Source organism: Halomonas sp. LBP4 (assembly GCF_003202205.1).
Taxonomy (GTDB): domain Bacteria; phylum Pseudomonadota; class Gammaproteobacteria; order Pseudomonadales; family Halomonadaceae; genus Halomonas; species Halomonas flagellata.
In genome coordinates, this window is sequence record NZ_PDOG01000003.1 from 339,285 (window position 1) to 356,328 (window position 17,044).

The following is a 17,044-nucleotide window of genomic DNA, read 5'->3' on the forward strand; positions in this document are numbered from 1 at the left end:
CATAGCGATGACCTGGAACGTGTTCGTGATCGGGTTCGATGAGCTGAGCAGGCGGCTGCTGCGGCACCTGGAGCACGCCGAGGACTATGCGTTCCACGCCTTGCTGTCGCTCGATGAGGTCGTGCAGGCCGACGAGTTCCGGTTCGATCGCCTGGTGGCAGACGCCCTGGCGGAGCTCCGGCGGTTTCCCGGTTCGGTGGATGCCATCGTCGGTTACTGGGACTTCCCCACCAGCGCGCTGGTGCCGGTGTTGCAGCAGCGGCTCGGGCTGCGAGGTCCTTCCCTGGAGGCCGTTCTGAAGTGCGAGCACAAGTACTGGAGCCGCCTCGAGCAGAAGAAGTCGGTCCCCGAGTGCGTTCCGCTCTTCCAGGCGGTCGACCCCTTCGACGAGCACGCCGTCGAGAAGATCCATATCGACTATCCCTTCTGGATCAAGCCGGTGAAGGCCCACTCTTCCCACCTCGGCTTCCATGTCGAGGATGCCCGGCAACTGCAGGAGGTATTGCCCCTGATCCGCGCGGGAATCGGCCGCTTCGGCAACCCCTTCGATGAGGTCTCGGCGCATGCCGACCTGCCCGACGAGATTGCCGCGGTGAGCGGCCATTACTGCATCGCCGAGTCCATCATCTCTTCCGGCCGCCAGTGCACCCTGGAGGGCTATGTCCAGCACGGCGAGGTCCATCTCACCGGCGTGGTGGACAGCATACGCGACGCGTGGCATCGCTCGGTCCTGCTGCGCTACGAGTATCCCTCGCGACTGCCCGACCCGGTACAGCAGGACATGCTTGCCATTACCCGGCGCATCATCGCGCAGATCGGCTACGACGATGCGCCGTTCAACATCGAGTTCTATCATGATACCCAGAGCGACCGCCTCTGGCTGCTGGAGATCAATACCCGGATTTCGCGCTCCCATGCGGCGCTCTTCCAGCTGGTCGACGGGGCTCCCCAATTCCAGGTGATGGTCGACGTGGCGCTGGGGGTCGCCCCGCGAATGCCGCATCGGGAGGGGCCTTACGCCGTCGCTGCCAAGCAGATGCTGCGTGTCTTCGAGGACGGCATCGTATGCCGCGTGCCATCGGTGGAGGATATCCGGCGTGTCGAGCGGGTCTTTCCGGGAACGACGGTCGAGATCAACGTCCGCGAGGGGATGCGGTTGTCGGAACTGCTCCACCAGGACTCCTTTTCCTGGGAGCTCGGGGTGCTGTTCACCGGGGCCGACACCCATGACGAACTGCTTGCCCGGATCGCGCGGTGCGTGGAGATGCTGCCGTTCGACATCGCGCCGCTTTCCGACGAGGAGGTGAGCTGAGCCGGCGAGGGGTGTCGGGGCGGCCAGCCACCCGGGTTGATGGAGGGGCCTGATGAGAGTCGTGACCGATTTTCCCCATCGCGTCGAGTGCCTCGATCCGGTCTGGATCCCCATGCCGGATGGTATTCGGCTCAATGCACGTGTCTGGTTGCCCGAGGGGGCCAGCGACCATCCGGTACCGGCCATCCTCGAGTACATTCCCTACCGGCTGCGGGATGGCTCCGCGCGGCGCGACGCCAGGCACCATCACTACTTCGCCGGGTACGGCTATGCGGCGGTGCGTGTCGATCTGCGCGGCAGCGGCGATTCCGGCGGCGTGCTGACCGACGAGTACCTGGAGCAGGAACTGGCGGATGGTGAGGCGATACTGCGCTGGCTCGCCGCGCAGCCTTGGTGCGACGGTCGTATCGGCATGATCGGCATCTCCTGGGGAGGCTTCAACGGCCTGCAACTGGCCGCCCGGCGGCCCCCCGAGCTGAAGGCCGTGGTCAGCGTCTGCTCCACCGATGATCGCTACGCCGACGATGTTCACTACATGGGCGGCTGCCTGCTGGGGGATAACCTCTCCTGGGCGTCCACCATGTTTGCCTACAACTCCCTGCCCCCTGATCCGGCGGTGGTCGGCGATGCCTGGCGCGAGATGTGGCAAGAGCGGCTGGAGGGCAGCGGACTGTGGCTGGCGACCTGGCTCGAACATCAGCATCGCGATGCCTACTGGCAGCACGGCTCCATCTGCGAGGAGTTCTCGCGGGTGGAGGTGCCCGTGCTGGCCGCCAGTGGCTGGGCGGATGGCTACTCCAACGCGGTCAAGCGGTTGGTGGAGAACCTGCCCGGCCTCTGCAAGGGGTTGATCGGCCCCTGGAGCCACAAGTATCCGCACCTGGGCGAGCCCGGCCCGGCCATCGGCTTCCTGCAGGAGTGTCTGCGCTGGTGGGATCAGTGGCTCAGGGGGGAGGAGCGGGGGGTGGCCGGGGATCCGGCGATCCGCGTCTGGATGCAGGACAGCATGCCACCGACCACCCGCTATGGTCACCGCCCCGGCCGCTGGGTGGCGGAGCCATGCTGGCCGTCACCCAATGTCACTCCCTGGCGGCTGCCCCTGGCCCCGGGGCGGTTGATGCTCGATGGCAAGGACCGCGGCGACGAAACCGCGCTGACCCTGCAGTCGCCGTTGACCTGCGGCCTCTTCGCCGGCAAGTGGTGCTCCTATGCCGCGGGGCCCGACCTGGCCCACGACCAGCGCCAGGAAGACGGTGGCGCCCTGACCTTCGACAGCCCACCGCTGGACGACACCCTGGAGATCATGGGGGCACCACAACTGGAGCTGGAGTGTTCCACCGATCGTCCCGTGGCCATGGTGGCGGTGCGGCTTTCCGACGTGGCGCCGGACGACAAGGCCACCCGGGTGACCTACGGTCTGCTCAACCTGACCCACCGCGACGGGCACGAGGAGCCGTTACCGCTGGAGCCCGGCCGTCGTTACCGCGTCAGGGTGGCGTTCAACGACGTGGCCCAGGTGTTCCCCCGTGGTCATCGGCTGCGCCTGTCGATCTCCACCTCCTACTGGCCACTGGCCTGGCCGCCACCCGAGTGCGTGCGGCTGACGATCTTCGACAAGGGCAGCGCCCTGCACCTGCCGGTGCGCCCGCCGCGTGGCGAGGATGCCCGCCTGGTCCCGTTCGCTGAGCCGGAGGCGGCCCCGACCATCGCCACCACGCGTCTCGAGCCCGGGCATCACAACTGGTATGTGCATCGTGACCTGGCCGAGGATCTGTCGACCCTCGAGGTGATCAACGACAATGGCCGGGTGCGGCTGGAGGATTCCGGCCTCGAGGTGCAGACCCGGGCGGTGGAGCGCTATCACTCCTGGGCCGATGACTTCGGGTCCATCAGTGGCGAGACGCGCTGGGATCGCTCCCTGAAGCGGGGGGATTGGGAAGTCAGCACGGTGACGCGCACCGTGCTGACCTCGAACGCCCGGGAGTTCCTGCTCCATGCCACCCTCGATGCCTACGAGGGCGAGCGACGGATCTACTGCCGCAGCTGGGATGTCACCATCCCGCGCCGGCTGGTATAGCGACCGGGGTCACCGGTCAGCGTGTCAGGAACCAGCCCTTCATGACGTCGGTGATGCGCCGCATGTCGGTATCGTCGGTGATATAGGCCGGCATGGTGTAGAGCCAGCGGCCGATGGGGCGCAACCAGACGCCTTGTCCCCGCGCCCAGTCACCCACGCCGGCCAGGTCCGCGGCGTCGCGGGTCTCGATCACCGCGGTGGCGCCGAGCACCCGCACGTCCTCGACCGCGGGGTGTGCGGCGAGTGCCGCGTCCTCGAGCAGCTCATCGCGCAGCACGCGATTGAGCCCGGCGATCCGGCCGAGATAGCCTTCCTCCTCGAAAACCGCGAGGCTCTCCAGTGCCACCCGACAGGCCAGCGGATTGCCCATGAAGGTCGGGCCATGCATAAAGGCGTGTTCGGGGCTGTCACCGACGAAGGCGTCATGCACCCGGTCCGTGGCCAGGGTCGCGGCATGGCCGAGATAGCCGCCGGTGAGCCCCTTGGAGAGCACCATGATGTCCGGCGTCACGTCGGCATGGTCGGCGGCGAACACCTTCCCCGTGCGGCCGAAGCCGGTGGCCACCTCGTCGAACACCAGCAGCACGTCGAACTCGTCGCACAGCTCGCGGGCGCCCCTGAGGTAGTGGGGCGAGGTCATGTTGAGCCCGCCGGCGGCCTGCAGCAGCGGCTCCATCAGCAGGGCGGCGATCTCGTGGTGGTGAGTCTCGAGCACCGCGCGCAGGGCGTCGAGGTCGGCCCGGACCGCTTCCGGTTCGGCATCGAACGGAGCGGTGGGCGCCGGGGCGAAGTGGTGCCTCGGCAGGTAGCCGGCAAACAGCGAGTGCATGCCCTCCTCGGGGTCGCACACTGCCATGCAGCCGGCGGTATCGCCGTGGTAGGCCTTCATCAGCGAGAGCAGGCGGTGCTTGCCGGGCCTGCCGCGCAGCTGGTGGTACTGCACCGCCATCTTCATCGCCACTTCCATGCCCACCGAGCCGCTGTCGGAGTAGAAGACGTGGTTCAGCCCCGCCGGGGTGATCCTGACCAGTTCCCGGGCCAGGCGGTCGGCGGGCTCGTGGGTCAGGCCGCCGAGCATCACGTGGCACAGCTCGCCGGCCTGCTCGCGGATCGCCGCCACCAGCCGCGGGTGGGCGTAACCGTGGATCATGCACCACCAGGAGCAGGTGGCGTCGAGCAGCGACTCGCCGCCCTCCAGAGTGAAGCGCGGCCCCTCGCCGCCGACCACCTTGGGCGCCGGTGGCTGGGTCTTGAGATGGGCATAGGGGTGCCAGACGGGGGACGTCATAAGGGCCTCCGTGGAAGGATGGTGACGGGGCGGAGCGGGTGAGCCGGGCGAAACGACGGGCACACGAAAGCGCCGTGCTTCCGCGGGGGAAGTCGGAAATTCGTGCTTGAAATCGAGGAACTGAAATGGTGCGGATGGGGAGACTTGAACTCCCACGCCCGAAGGCACCAGAACCTAAATCTGGCGTGTCTACCAATTCCACCACATCCGCACGGTCGGGCAGGCGTCCACATTGTACGGACGGGCCTTCGCAAGTCAATCGCCATCGGGCAGCACCAGGTGGTCGGCGGCGGCTTCGGCCAGCGTCTCGGGGCCTTGCGCCGCGAGGCGTGGTATCACGCCCAGGCAGGGGCCGGGCAGCCGGTGCATCAGGGTCGCCAGGTTGGCCTCGTAGAGGGGCGGGTCCTCGGCGAAGGCCGGATCGAGCAGGTTGCCCACCCAGCCGGCGAGCGGCAGGCCGTCGGCGACGATCGCCTCGGCCGTGAGGCGGGCGTGGCTGAGGCAGCCGAGCTTGAGCCCCACCACCAGGATCACCGGCAGCCCGAGACGCCCGGCTAGGCCCGCGAGATCCTCATGGTCGTTGAGGGGGACCCGCCAGCCGCCGGCGCCCTCGACCAGCGTCAGGCCGCGCTCGAGGGCGAGCATCGGCCGGAGAGGGGTAATCAGGTCGTCGAGGCCGAGACTCACGCCCGCCCGCCGGGCGGCCAGGTGCGGGGCGATGGCGGGCGCGAAAGCGAAGGGGTTGATCGCCGCGTAGGGCTGGGTCGGCGCGCTCTGGGCCTGCAGCGCCAGGGCATCGGCGTTGCGCAGCCCCGCCGCAGTGCGTTCGCAGCCCGAGGCGATGGGCTTGAGCCCCAGGGTGGTCAGGCCGCGGCGGCGTGCCAGGGCGAGCAGCCCGGCGGTGACCAGGGTCTTGCCGGCGTCGGTGTCGGTACCGGTGACGAAATACGCGGGCATCTCAGCGCTCCAGCAGCAGGGTCAGCAGCCGGTAGGAAACGGGCAGGCCATCGGGCTCGCGCAGGGCCTCGAAGCGTTGCCTGGCGCGGGCGAGATCGGCGCGGGCGAGTCGCTCGCCGCGGGCGGCCTGGGCGCCGACGCCCTTGATCGAGGCCATCACCGCGGCCAGGTCCGGGTAGTGGAAGCGCCGGGTGGCGGCCTCCACCGAGACGCCGGCAAAGCCCGCCAGCCGGGCCGCCGCCAGGTGGCGCTCCCGGGAGCGGAACGCCAGCAGGGCGGCGGGCTGGCCGGGGCGCGACCAGGCCTCGTTCACCTCGGCCAGGGTGCCCGGCCCCAGGGTGTTGATCAGCGCCCGCCCGCCCGGGCGCAGCACCCGGCGGAGTTCAGCGAGCACGGCTTCCAGGTCCGGGCACCACTGGATCGCCAGGTTGGAGAACACCAGGTCCAGGCTGGCAGCGGGCAGCGGCAGGGCAGCGGCATCGGCACACAGCCAGCGGGCCCTCGCCGCGTGGCGAGCCCTGGCCACCTCGAGCATGCCGGGCGCCAGGTCGAGCCCGGTCACCCGGCAGTCGGGGCCATAGCGATCCGCCAGGCGGGCGCTCCAGTGGCCCGGCCCGCAGCCCAGGTCGAGCACGCGCTCGGCCCGGGCCGGCAGCCGGGCCCAGAGCGCCTCGCCCATGGCCTGCTGGGCGTGGGCGAGACGCTCATAGCGGTCGGCGGCGCGGGAGAAGGCGTGCGCCACCCGGCGTTGCCAGTCCGGGGGCGGGGGCGGCGCAGTACGGGCGGTCGAGGCGGTCATGACGGGCACTCCTCGGTCGGGGCCGGCTGCCGGACGATACGGGCGAGACAGGCCGCCAGGGCGTCGGGTCGAGACACCATCGGGCAGTGGCCGGCGCCGGCTAGCCGATGATCGGCGGACTGCCGCAGGGCGGGAGCGAGCAGCGGGTCCCGTTCGCCGGCGATGCGTCGTACCGGGCAGGGCGGGGCGTCCAGCCGGACCGAGACATCCAGGGTGGTGAGCTGCTCGAGGCCGGCGGCCAGGGTGGCGGCCTCGCCCCCCGGCCCCCGACCGATCAGGTCGAGCAGGCGACGATGGGCGGCTCGCGGGGCAGGCTCGCCCTGCAGCTGCCAGCCCAGGAAGTGCTGTCGGGTGGTCTCGCCGTCGCGGGCGAAGGCGCGCCGGAAGGCGGCGAGCTCCCGTGGCGGGATGCCGCCCTCGGCGCAGAAGCGCGGCCCCATGCCGAGCTGCACCAGCGCCCGGGGAGCGGGCAGGTGGTCGAGGAGGGCGGCGGCGAGCAGGCCGCCCAGCGACCAGCCGACCCAGACGGCATTCGCCGGCAGGTCGCCGGCCATGGCCGCGGCCAGGGCGGCGAGGTCGGCGGGATCATCGAGGCCCGGGCGTGCGCCATAGCCGGGCCAGTCGGGGGTGGTCACCTCGAGGCCGGCCGGCCAGTGGGCCTCGAGCGGGCGCCAGATGCGGGCGTCGATGCCCCAGCCGGAGAGCAGCACCAGGCGGCTCATGGGGCGACCCCGTCCCGGCCGCCGTCAACGTTCGCCTGGAGCGCGGCCAGCGCCTCGAGCAGGGCGTCGAGGTCGGCATCCGTGTGGGCGGCGCTGAGAGTGATGCGCAGCCGCGCCTGGCCGCGGGGGACGGTGGGCTCGCGGATGGCGCCGACCAGCAGTCCGCGCTCGCTCAAGCGCCCGGCCCAGCGCATGACGCGCTCGCTGTCGCCCAGCACCAGCGGCTGGATCGGCGTGTCGGAGTCGGCCAGCGGCAGGCCGAGCCGGCCGGCCTCGCGGCGGAAGCGTTCGACCAGGGCTACGAGCCGGGTGCGGCGCTCGGGTTCGGCGGCGAGGATGTCGAGCGCCTCGAGCGTCGCCGCGGCGACCCCGGGCGGCTGGGCGGTGGTGTACACATAGGGCCGGGCGAACTGGGTCAGGTGCGCGACCAGCTCGCGGCTGCCGGCCACGAAGGCGCCGCCGGTGCCCAGCGCCTTGCCCAGGGTGCCGATCAGCACCGGTACCCGGTCGATGCCGTGGGCGCGGCCCACGCAGCCGTCGCCGTGGCTGCCGAGCACGCCGAGGCCGTGGGCATCGTCGATCATCAGCCAGGCGCCGTGGCGCTCGCTGGTTGCGGCCAGGCCGGCGATGTCGGCCACGTCGCCATCCATGCTGAACACCCCGTCGCTGACCACCAGCCGGAGCGCCTCTTCGGGGGCGCGGGCCAGCAGGCGTTCGAGATCCTCGAGGTCGCGGTGGTGGAAGCGCCGCGAGCGGGCAGCGGCGAGGGTGGCACCGTCGAGCAGCGAGGCGTGGTTGAGGCGGTCCTGGAAGACCTGGGTCCGGCCGTCGCAGAGTGCCTGGAGGGTACCGAGGTTGGCCATGTAGCCGGTGGAGAAGAGCAGCGCCGCCGGCCGGCCGGTCAGTGCCGCCAGGCGCTCCTCCAGGGCCTCGTGCACCTCGAGATGGCCGCTGACCAGGTGCGAGGCCCGGGCACCGGCGCCGAAGCGGCGGGCACCGGCGGCCTGGGCCTCCGCCAGTCGCGGGTCCCGGGCCAGGCCCAGGTAGTCGTTGCCGGCGAAGTCGAGGACGCCCTCGAGGGCATGACAGCGGCGCGTGCGCCACAGCCCGCGGGCCCGGCGTTCGCCTGCCCGCTCGGCGAGCCACGTCGTCCAGTCGCTGCGTGGTGCCACCATGTGGACCTCAGGCCTCGGGAGTGGCAGTGGCGTCGTAGGCCAGGGCGGCGGCCCGGGCCTGGGCGGCCTGGCGCGCCATGGCGGCCTCCAGCGTTTCCCGCTGGCGGTCGTCGTCGGCACAGGTCTCGCGGCGTTCCGGGTGGAGGCCGAGCTTGGCGAACAGCGCCCGGTCCTGCTCCACCTGGGGGTTGGACGTGGTCAGCAGCTGGTCACCGTAGAAGATCGAGTTGGCCCCGGCCAGGAAGGCCAGCGCCTGGGTCGATTCGTTCATCTGCTCGCGACCGGCGGAGAGGCGCACATGGCTCCTCGGCATCAGGATGCGGGCCACGGCGATGGCGCGGATGAAGTCGATGGGATCGAGATCCTCCGCATTCTCCAGCGGGGTACCGGGGACCTTGACCAGCATGTTGATCGGCACCGATTCGGGGTGCGGCTCGAGCTTCACCAGTTGCTGGAGCAGGGCGGCACGGTCGCGGGGCGCCTCGCCCATGCCCAGGATGCCCCCGGAACAGACCTTCATGCCGGCCTCGCGCACGTTGGTCAGGGTCTCCAGGCGGTCGCCGTAGGTGCGGGTGGTGATGATCTCGCCGTAGTACTCCGGCGAGGTGTCGAGGTTGTGATTATAGTAGTCGAGCCCGGCCTCGGACAGGCGCCTGGCCTGGTCGGTGTCGACCATGCCCAGCGTCATGCAGGTCTCGAGCCCCAGCGCCTTGACCCGGCCGACCATCTCCAGCACCACCTCGAGGTCGCGCTCGCGCGGGCTCTTCCAGGCCGCGCCCATGCAGAAGCGGCTGGCGCCGGCGTCCTTCGCCGCCCGGGCCTGCTCCACCACCTTCTCGATCTCCAGCAGCTTCTCCTTGCCGAGCCCGGTGTTGTAGTGGCCGGACTGCGGGCAGTACTTGCAGTCCTCGGGGCAGGCGCCGGTCTTGATGGAGAGCAGGGTGGAGACCTGCACGGCGTTGGCGTCGAAGTGGGCGCGGTGCACCTGCTGGGCTTGGAACAGCAGGTCATTGAAGGGCAGGGCGAAGAGCGCCTCGATCTCGTCGATGGACCAGTCGTGACGCGGCGGTGCATCGTGGCGAACCGCCGGGCGGGCGGCTAGGGTCAGGGTGTCGGCGCGAGTGTCGGCGAAAGAGTCGTGCGGCACGGAAGACATGGCGGGCTCGCTTATGGTCAACTTTGTCGGAATCACCAGGTTGACGGATAGCTTACGGGCTCGACGCGGCTTGTCAACCGCGTGGGTCGACCTGGTTGACGAGGCCCTGCGTCGGGCGCTGCCCGGCCGCTGCGCCTTCTGCCTGGCCCCGGACAGCCGTGACCGCCCCTGGTGTGGGGCCTGCTTCGCGTCCCTGCCCTGGAACCTGCCGGCCTGCCCGTGCTGCGCCGAGCCCCAGCCGGGGCAGCCGGCCGGTCGCCGCTGCGGCCTCTGCCTGCGCCTGGCACCTGCCTTCGACCGGGCGCGGGTCCCGCTGCGCTATGAAGGCGAGATCGCCGGCCTGGTGCAGCGCTTCAAGTTCCACGCCTCGCCGCGCGCGGGCACGGTGCTGCTCGACCTGCTGACGGCCGGGTTGCCGGCCGAGGCGGTGGCCTGGCCCGCGGCGGTGATACCGGTGCCGCTGCATCCCCGTCGAGCCCGGGAGCGGGGCTTCGACCAGGCGGGCTGGCTGGCCCGTCGCCTGGCGCGGCGGCTGGGGCGGCCGCTGATCGAGGCCGAGCGGCGGCGCGATACCCGCAGCCAGCGCGGGCTCGATCGCCGCGAGCGGCGGGCCAACCTGCGTGGCGCCTTCCGGGTCGAGGCCGCGCTGCCGCCCCGGGTGGTGCTGGTCGATGACGTCATGACCACCGGGGCGACCCTGGATGCCCTGGCGGCGGCCTGCCGCCGGGCCGGCGCCGAGCGGGTGGAAGCGTGGGCGGTGGCCCGCACCCCTCTCGGGAAACACTGATTTGCGGCTGCGCTCGACGACCCACATGGATGTGGGAAGTGCGTTGGTTCGTCGGGAACGAACCTAGCCATCCTGGTCGCCGGCGGTGCTCGCAATCCTCATTGAGCAGCCAGTCAACTCCGGTTACTCCGCTCCGGCGACGGCCAGCCTCTCCTCGCTCGCGACACAAATCAGCGCTTCCCTGATAGCATGAGGTTCTTGATCTTTCGGGAGTCCTCATGGCCACCACCCCACACCCCTTCGCCCGCCTGGAGCCCGCCCGGATCGTGGCGGCGGTGGAGTCGCTCGGCCTGTGGCTGCCCGGCGAGCCCTTCGCGCTGAACAGCTACGAGAACCGCGTCTTCCTGGTACACGACGAGGAGCGGCGCCGCTGGGTGGTGAAGTTCTATCGCCCCGAGCGCTGGAGCGATGCCCAGATCCAGGAGGAGCATGACTTCCTGGCCGAGCTCGAGGCGGCGGGGGTGGCGGTGGCCGCCCCCTGGCGCAACGCGGCGGGCGAGAGCCTGCACCGGGCCGAGGGCTTCCGCTTCGCGCTCTACCCCCAGTTGCCGGGGCAGGCCCCGGAACTGGAGAACCCCGCCCACCTGTTCGTGCTGGGCGAGCTGATCGGTGCCGTCCACGAAGTGGGGCGGCGTTCGACCTTCGCCCACCGCCGGACCCTGGACCTGGACGCCATGGTGGTCGAGGCCCGCGAGCGGGTGCTGGGCAGCGCCTGGCTGGATCGCCATCAGCGCCGGGCCTACGAGCGGATCACCGAGGCGCTCCACCGGCGCCTCGCGCCCCATGCCTGGACGCCCGAGCGGGCGATCCGTGTCCATGGCGACTGCCATATCGGCAACATCCTGGGGCGCGACGAGCACTTCGCCCTGGTCGATTTCGATGACTGCCTGATGGCGCCGGCGGTACAGGACCTGTGGATGCTGTTCACCGCCGAGCACGACGAGGAGCGCCAGATGCAGCTCTCCGAGGTGATCGAGGGTTACGAGCAGCACCTGGACTTCGACCGTGGCGAGCTGGCGCTGGTGGAACCGCTGCGCACCCTGCGCCTGTTGCGCCACAGCGCCTGGCTGGTGGCGCGCTGGGATGATCCGGCCTTTCCGCCGGCCTTCCCCTGGCTAGCCGATGCCGGCTACTGGGACGGGCATATCCGCATGCTGGAGCAGCAGCGGCAATTGCTGGAGCAGAAGCCCCGCTGGCTGGCGTGACGCTCACCGCACCGGTACGCACGACGCTCCCCGAGGGGAGCGTCGTGGCGGGGCGCGGAGGGGGCCGGCCTCAGTCGTCGGGGTCCGGCGACTCGGCGGGAATCGGGTTGGCCACGCCGGCCCCTTCGGCCTGGCGGCGCTGCTCGTTGATCTGCGCCGAGGGGTTGTCCTGCTGCTCGATGGCGAGCGCCTCGGCAAACTGCAGCAGGAAGCCCTCGGACGGCTCCAGCACGCAGCGACCCTCGTCGCAGGCGGCCACGCCGTAGCTGCCGTCATCCTCGTAGGCGGCGGCCGAGATCTCGCCGCTGTAGATCTCGCTGTCGCTGCCGTCGGTCTCGATGCAGGTCAGGGCCTTGGCGGTGACGCGGATGCGCTCACCGTCCAGGCGGGCATCGCCGATCGCCACGCAGTACTCCGGCAACTGGTGGGTGCCATTGCCGTTGGCGACCGGCCGCATCACGAGGTCGTCGTGACGCGGCTCGTCCTCGCTCAGGTGCAGGGAGTCGATGACCTGGAATTCGACCCGGGCGTCGCCAGGGAGCTCCAGGGTGGCGCCGAGCGCCAGGGAGGGAATCAGCAGGGCCGTGGCCAGCAGCAGGGTGGGGGTCTTGATCATGTCGGCTCTCGAGGATGACTGGGGCACAGCATGAAGAAACGCATATTTTACCACAGCGGGCAGGGGCGAGCAGCCAGGGCCGCGCCCTCCCGGCGCGACATACTGTCACCCCGAGGGGCGCCGGGGCCTGCGCATGCCTGTGCCTTGCGCTAGAATGCAGGGTTCGTGGGTGCCGTTATTGTACACTCGACTGTCTATGTGTAGAGTTTGTACATGGCTTGCTGCATGGCATGACGCTACCGGCCTCCAGCGGGGCCGGTGACCATCACCACTGACGGCGTGCACCACGACAACCGACAATGCCACGGGGCCCGACGATGACCGAAGAACTCGCCAACCACTATCGCCAGATCATCCTCGAACTGGGGGAGGATCCCGAGCGGGAGGGCCTGCGCGACACCCCGAAGCGGGCCGCCAAGGCCATGCAGTTTCTCAATCATGGCTACAACCAGTCGCTCGAGGAGATCGTCAACGGTGCCGTCTTCGAGTCGGAGACCGACGAGATGGTGCTGGTCAAGGACATCGAGCTCTACTCCATGTGCGAGCACCACCTGCTGCCCTTCATCGGCAAGTGCCATATCGCCTACCTGCCCAAGGGACGTGTACTGGGCCTGTCGAAGTTCGCCCGCATCGTCGACATGTACGCCCGACGCATGCAGATCCAGGAGAACCTGACCCGCCAGATCGCCGAGGCGGTCCAGCAGGTCACCGGGGCCCGCGGTGTGGCGGTGGTGATCGAGGCCCGCCACCTGTGCATGATGATGCGTGGCGTGGAGAAGCAGAACTCGAGCATGACCTCCTCGGTGATGCTGGGGTCCTTCCGCGACAATCAGCCAACGCGCCAGGAATTCCTGACCCTGGTCAACAGCCGCTGAGGCCCGCTACGCAAGGAGTCCTGCCATGACGCTGCACGCCATCGACGATCAGCACTTCGACCATGACCTGGCGACCATCCGCCTCAAGAACCTGCGGCTGCGTACCCATATCGGCATCAAGGATGACGAGATCCGCAATCGCCAGGACGTGGTGATCAATGCGGTGATCCGCTATCGCGCCGACAAGGCGATGGCCTTCAACCATATCGAGCAGGCGCTGAACTACCGCACCATCACCAAGCAGGTGATCGCCCATGTCGAGGACAACCGCTTCCTGCTGCTGGAGCGCATGACCCGCGAGGTGCTCGATCTGATCATGGCCCACGAGCAGGTCCTCACCGCCCAGGTCGAGATCGACAAGCCCCATGCCCTGCGCTTCGCCGACTCCGTCTCCATCACCCTCTCCGAGTCCCGCGAGCCGCGACGCCCGCGCTGACCCCGCTGCGCTACCCTGCCGAAATGGAGTGGCCCCGGTGCTTGGTGCACCGGGGCCTTTACGCTTAGCATGAAGGCAAACCGACAACGAGCCGCAACTGCGGCAGGAGACGAACATGGAAGCCCTCAAGGAAACGCAGCTCTATTGCCCCTTCGCCTATATCGATGGCAGTTGGGTCGCCGCCGACAGCGGCGAGCAGATCGACGTGCTCAACCCGGCCACCGGCGAGAGCATGGGCAATGTGCCGCGCCTGGGGCGGGTCGAGACCGAGCGTGCCATCGCCGCGGCCGATGCGGCCTGGCCGGCCTGGAAGGCGCTCACCGCCCAGGAGCGTGCCGACATCCTGATGAAGTGGCACGACCTGATGCTCGAGCACCAGGACGACCTGGCCATGATCATGACCCATGAGCAGGGCAAGCCGCTCAAGGAGGCCGCCGGCGAGATCGCCTACGCGGCGAGCTTCCTGCGCTGGTTTGCCGAGGAGGCGCGGCGCGTCTACGGCGAGACCGTGCCCGCCGCCAAGCCCCACCAGCGCATCGTGGTGACCAAGCAGCCGGTGGGCGTGGTGGGGGCCATTACCCCCTGGAACTTCCCGGCGGCGATGATCACCCGCAAGGCCGGTGCCGCCCTGGCCGCCGGCTGCACCGTGGTGGCCAAACCGGCCAGCCAGACGCCGTTCTCCGCCACCGCCCTGGCATTGCTGGCCGAGCGCGCCGGCGTGCCGCGCGGGGTGTTCAACGTGGTGCCGGGGCGCGCCAGCGAGATCGCCGCCGCCATGACCGAGTCGTCGCTGGTGCGCAAGATCACCTTCACCGGCTCCACCGAGGTGGGGCGTCAGCTGATGGCCCAGGCCTCGCAGCATATCCAGAAGATCTCGCTGGAACTCGGCGGCAACGCGCCCTTCATCGTCTTCGAGGACGCCGACCTCGACGCCGCGGTGGAAGGGGCCATGGCGGCCAAGTTCCGCAACGCGGGCCAGACCTGTGTCTGCACCAACCGCTTCCTGGTGCAGTCCAGCGTGGTCAACGCCTTCTGCGAGAAGCTCGCCGTGGCCATGAACAGCGAGCTCAAGGTGGGCGATGGCACCAAGGCCGGCATCAATATCGGGCCGCTGATCGACGACAACGCCGTCGCCAAGGTCAGCGAGCATGTCCACGATGCCGTGGACCACGGTGCCGAGCTGCTGCTGGGGGGGCACCCGCACCCGCTGGGCGGCAACTTCTTCACCCCGACACTGATCAGCTTCGCCACCAGCAGCATGAAGGTGGCCCACGAGGAGACCTTCGGTCCGCTGGCGGCGGTGTTCCCCTTCGAGGACGAGGAGGATGCCATCGCCATGGCCAACGACACCGAGTATGGCCTGGCGTCCTACTTCTACTCCCGCGACCTGGGCCGCGTCTGGCGGGTGGCCGACGCCCTGGAGTACGGCATGGTGGGCATCAACACCGGGCTGATCTCCAACGCCGCCGCGCCCTTCGGCGGGGTCAAGGCCTCGGGCCTGGGCCGCGAGGGCGGCCACCAGGGGCTGGATGAGTTCCTCGAGACCAAGTACCTCTGCATCGACCTGGGGTAAGAGCTGGAAGCTCGAAGAGCGGCGCTTCGCGCCTGGAAGCTGGAAGAAAAACACCCCTGCCGGGGCTATGAACTGCACCCCGAAAGTTGGACACCCAATCCAACCTTCGGGGTGTTTTCATGAAGCGTAAGTTCGATGAGTAGTTCAAGCTGCGGATAGTGCAGCAGGTGCTAGGTGGGAACGTCAGCTTACGGGCACTGGTCCGAGAGCATCGTCTGGAGCGCTCCCTGGTGAAACTCTGGGTGGCCCGCTACCAGCAGCAGGGCAATCGCCGTTACCCAAAGCGAGAGGCGCCGGGGACAGGTCGAAGAGGGGGTCCGATTCCATGGATGGAATCGGTAGCGCCCAGGGAGGGGTTTACAGCGCCCCCTCGCAGACCTGTCGCCGGAACAGCCTCGAGCGTTACCGCCATCTGCGATAGCCCTGCTTCCAGCAGGTGTCAGTGCCGGAAATGCCGCATGCCGGTAAACACCATGGCAATCCCCGCCTCGTTGGCGGCATCGATCACCTCCTGGTCGCGCATCGAGCCGCCGGGCTGGATCACCGCGGTGATGCCGGCGGCGGCGGCGGCGTCGATGCCGTCGCGGAAGGGGAAGAAGGCGTCACTGGCCATCACCGAACCGGGCACCGAGAGGCTCTCGTCGGCGGCCTTGATGCCGGCGATCTTCGCCGAGTAGACGCGGCTCATCTGACCGGCGCCGACGCCGATGGTCTGGCCGGCCTTGGCGTAGACGATGGCGTTGGACTTGACGTACTTGGCGACCTTCCAGGCGAACGCCAGGTCGCGCATCTCCTGCTCGCTGGGCACCCGCTCGGTGACCACGGTCAGCTCGTCGCGGCCGACCATGCCCAGGTCGCGGTCCTGCACCAGCAGCCCGCCGGTGATGCGCTTGAAGTCGTGGGCGTGCTCGCGCTTTCCGGGCCAGCGCTCTTCACCGACATCGAGCAGGCGCACATTGGGCTTCTCGGCGACGATGGGCAGGGCGTCGTCCTCGACCCCGGGGGCGATGATCACCTCGACGAACTGGCGGTCGATGATGGCCCGGGCCGTCTCGGCATCCAGCGGTTCGTTGAAGGCGATGATACCGCCGAAGGCGCTGGTGGGGTCGGTGGCGAAGGCCTTTTCGTAGGCCTCGCAGGGGGTGATCCCCACCGCCACGCCACAGGGGTTGGCGTGCTTGACGATCACGCAGGCGGTCTCGGTGAAGGCCTTGACGCACTCGAAGGCGGCATCGGTGTCGGCGACGTTGTTGAACGACAGCGCCTTGCCCTGCCGCTGGGTCGCGGTAGCCACGCTGGCCTCGCGGGCATCGGCCTCGACGTAGAAGGCCGCGCCCTGGTGGGGGTTCTCGCCGTAGCGCATGGCCTGCTTCTTGACGAACTGCAGGTTGTAGGTGCGCGGGAAACCGTCCTCGCCGCCGGGGACCCGTTGGCCCAGGTAGTCGGCGATGGCGGCGTCGTAGCCGGCGGTGTGCTCGAAGGCCTTGACCGCCAGGTCGAAGCGGGTGGCGTCACTCACCGCGCCGTTCCCGGAGGCGATCTCGTCCAGCACCCGGGCATAGTCGTCGGCATCCACCACGATGCTGGTGTGGGCATGGTTCTTGGCGCAGGCGCGCACCATGGTGGGGCCGCCGATGTCGATGTTCTCGATGGCGTCTTCCAGGGTGCAGTCCGGCTTCGCCACGGTCTGGGCGAAGGGGTAGAGGTTGACCACCACCATGTCGATGGGGTCGATGCCGTGCTCGGCCATCACCGCATCGTCCTGGCCGCGACGGCCGAGGATGCCGCCGTGGATCTTCGGATGCAGGGTCTTGACCCGGCCGTCCATGATCTCCGGGAAGCCGGTGTGTTCGGAGACTTCGGTGACACTGATGCCGTTCTCCTGGAGCAGGCGGAAAGTGCCACCGGTGGAGAGCAGTTCGACGTCGTGCTCGGTGAGACCGCGGGCGAAGTCGACGATGCCGGTCTTGTCGGAAACGCTGATCAGCGCGCGGCGAACCGCGCCGGAGGAGGATTGGGCCATGGGGGTCACTCTCTGGCTGGCAGTGGGTGGGTGGAAAGTCGGG

General features: G+C 69.4%; 15 protein-coding genes, 1 tRNA gene and 1 pseudogene. 8 read left to right on the forward strand and 9 right to left on the reverse strand.

Translation table 11 applies throughout. From position 1 onward, the window contains the following. Positions 1-1,312: ATP-grasp domain-containing protein (locus tag CR157_RS11985; protein ID WP_219999941.1), on the forward strand; the 1,312-nt coding region annotated here is incomplete at its 5' end. Between the two features lie 52 nt (positions 1,313-1,364). Beyond that, a complete protein-coding gene (locus tag CR157_RS11990) occupies positions 1,365-3,389 on the forward strand; it encodes a CocE/NonD family hydrolase (protein ID WP_110283763.1) in 2,025 nt (674 codons plus the stop codon). Positions 3,390-3,405: 16 nt separating this feature from the next. Here the strand turns inward: CR157_RS11990 and bioA are convergent, their stop codons facing one another. From bioA to bioB, 7 genes are all read right to left on the reverse strand, one after another. Further along, positions 3,406-4,677: an adenosylmethionine--8-amino-7-oxononanoate transaminase gene (gene bioA / locus CR157_RS11995; protein ID WP_110283764.1), complete on the reverse strand. Its 1,272-nt coding sequence runs from the start codon at positions 4,675-4,677 to the stop codon at positions 3,406-3,408. A 126-nt stretch (positions 4,678-4,803) separates the two neighbouring features. After that, positions 4,804-4,888, reverse strand: a tRNA-Leu gene (locus CR157_RS12000). Positions 4,889-4,932: 44 nt separating this feature from the next. Continuing rightward, positions 4,933-5,634, reverse strand: coding sequence for a dethiobiotin synthase (gene bioD, locus CR157_RS12005; protein WP_110283765.1), 702 nt, complete (start codon positions 5,632-5,634; stop codon positions 4,933-4,935). A 1-nt stretch (position 5,635) separates the two neighbouring features. Beyond that, a complete protein-coding gene (locus CR157_RS12010) occupies positions 5,636-6,433 on the reverse strand; it encodes a methyltransferase domain-containing protein (RefSeq protein WP_110283766.1) in 798 nt (265 codons plus the stop codon). Beyond that, positions 6,430-7,155, reverse strand: a complete 726-nt coding sequence (locus CR157_RS12015) for an alpha/beta fold hydrolase (protein ID WP_110283767.1) — start codon at positions 7,153-7,155, stop codon at positions 6,430-6,432. Before CR157_RS12015 ends, CR157_RS12010 begins: the two co-directional genes overlap by 4 nt. Then, entirely contained in the window at positions 7,152-8,330 is a 1,179-nt protein-coding gene (bioF, locus tag CR157_RS12020; protein ID WP_110283768.1) for an 8-amino-7-oxononanoate synthase, read from the reverse strand. The genes CR157_RS12015 and bioF overlap by 4 nt, the downstream gene beginning before the upstream one ends. Before the next feature lie 7 nt (positions 8,331-8,337). Next, the gene (bioB, locus tag CR157_RS12025; protein ID WP_258364145.1) at positions 8,338-9,486 is read right to left on the reverse strand and encodes a biotin synthase BioB; all 1,149 of its coding nucleotides are present in this window, start codon (positions 9,484-9,486) and stop codon (positions 8,338-8,340) included. Between the two features lie 70 nt (positions 9,487-9,556). On the opposite strand from bioB, the gene CR157_RS12030 reads away from it, so the two are divergent. Together CR157_RS12030 and CR157_RS12035 are read left to right on the forward strand one after the other, a co-directional pair. Beyond that, positions 9,557-10,273, forward strand: a complete 717-nt coding sequence (locus CR157_RS12030) for a ComF family protein (RefSeq protein ID WP_258364146.1) — start codon at positions 9,557-9,559, stop codon at positions 10,271-10,273. 218 nt (positions 10,274-10,491) lie between these two features. Beyond that, complete coding sequence (locus tag CR157_RS12035; protein WP_110283770.1) at positions 10,492-11,478, forward strand: serine/threonine protein kinase; 987 nt, start codon at positions 10,492-10,494, stop codon at positions 11,476-11,478. Positions 11,479-11,548: 70 nt separating this feature from the next. Here CR157_RS12035 and CR157_RS12040 read toward each other — a convergent pair whose 3' ends face one another. Next, on the reverse strand, positions 11,549-12,094 hold the full coding sequence (locus CR157_RS12040) for a hypothetical protein (protein ID WP_110283771.1): 546 nt from the start codon (positions 12,092-12,094) through the stop codon (positions 11,549-11,551). Positions 12,095-12,411: 317 nt separating this feature from the next. Here CR157_RS12040 and folE point away from each other — a divergent pair, with 317 nt between their 5' ends. From folE to CR157_RS23335, 4 genes and pseudogenes are all read left to right on the forward strand, one after another. After that, on the forward strand, positions 12,412-12,969 hold the full coding sequence (gene folE / locus CR157_RS12045) for a GTP cyclohydrolase I FolE (protein ID WP_110283772.1): 558 nt from the start codon (positions 12,412-12,414) through the stop codon (positions 12,967-12,969). A gap of 25 nt (positions 12,970-12,994) precedes the next feature. Then, a complete protein-coding gene (gene folX, locus CR157_RS12050) occupies positions 12,995-13,405 on the forward strand; it encodes a dihydroneopterin triphosphate 2'-epimerase (RefSeq protein ID WP_110283773.1) in 411 nt (136 codons plus the stop codon). 115 nt (positions 13,406-13,520) lie between these two features. Next, complete coding sequence (locus CR157_RS12055; protein WP_110283774.1) at positions 13,521-14,978, forward strand: NAD-dependent succinate-semialdehyde dehydrogenase; 1,458 nt, start codon at positions 13,521-13,523, stop codon at positions 14,976-14,978. A gap of 155 nt (positions 14,979-15,133) precedes the next feature. Further along, positions 15,134-15,235 (forward strand): annotated as a pseudogene (locus CR157_RS23335) (hypothetical protein); the annotation flags it as partial. Between the two features lie 182 nt (positions 15,236-15,417). Here the strand turns inward: CR157_RS23335 and purH are convergent. Beyond that, on the reverse strand, positions 15,418-17,001 hold the full coding sequence (gene purH, locus CR157_RS12065) for a bifunctional phosphoribosylaminoimidazolecarboxamide formyltransferase/IMP cyclohydrolase (protein WP_110283776.1): 1,584 nt from the start codon (positions 16,999-17,001) through the stop codon (positions 15,418-15,420). Positions 17,002-17,044: the final 43 nt, after the last annotated feature.

Bases quoted from the DNA above. Each gene is read 5' to 3' on its own strand.
- bioA (WP_110283764.1), bottom strand. From the start codon at position 4,677: ATGACGTCCCCCGTCTGGCACCCCTATGCCCATCTCAAGACCCAGCCA.
- CR157_RS12015 (WP_110283767.1), bottom strand. From the start codon at position 7,155: ATGAGCCGCCTGGTGCTGCTCTCCGGCTGGGGCATCGACGCCCGCATC.
- bioB (WP_258364145.1), bottom strand. From the start codon at position 9,486: ATGTCTTCCGTGCCGCACGACTCTTTCGCCGACACTCGCGCCGACACC.
- bioF (WP_110283768.1), bottom strand. From the start codon at position 8,330: ATGGTGGCACCACGCAGCGACTGGACGACGTGGCTCGCCGAGCGGGCA.
- CR157_RS12040 (WP_110283771.1), bottom strand. From the start codon at position 12,094: ATGATCAAGACCCCCACCCTGCTGCTGGCCACGGCCCTGCTGATTCCC.
- folX (WP_110283773.1), top strand. From the start codon at position 12,995: ATGACGCTGCACGCCATCGACGATCAGCACTTCGACCATGACCTGGCG.
- CR157_RS12055 (WP_110283774.1), top strand. From the start codon at position 13,521: ATGGAAGCCCTCAAGGAAACGCAGCTCTATTGCCCCTTCGCCTATATC.
- CR157_RS12035 (WP_110283770.1), top strand. From the start codon at position 10,492: ATGGCCACCACCCCACACCCCTTCGCCCGCCTGGAGCCCGCCCGGATC.
- CR157_RS11990 (WP_110283763.1), top strand. From the start codon at position 1,365: ATGAGAGTCGTGACCGATTTTCCCCATCGCGTCGAGTGCCTCGATCCG.
- folE (WP_110283772.1), top strand. From the start codon at position 12,412: ATGACCGAAGAACTCGCCAACCACTATCGCCAGATCATCCTCGAACTG.
- purH (WP_110283776.1), bottom strand. From the start codon at position 17,001: ATGGCCCAATCCTCCTCCGGCGCGGTTCGCCGCGCGCTGATCAGCGTT.
- bioD (WP_110283765.1), bottom strand. From the start codon at position 5,634: ATGCCCGCGTATTTCGTCACCGGTACCGACACCGACGCCGGCAAGACC.
- CR157_RS12010 (WP_110283766.1), bottom strand. From the start codon at position 6,433: ATGACCGCCTCGACCGCCCGTACTGCGCCGCCCCCGCCCCCGGACTGG.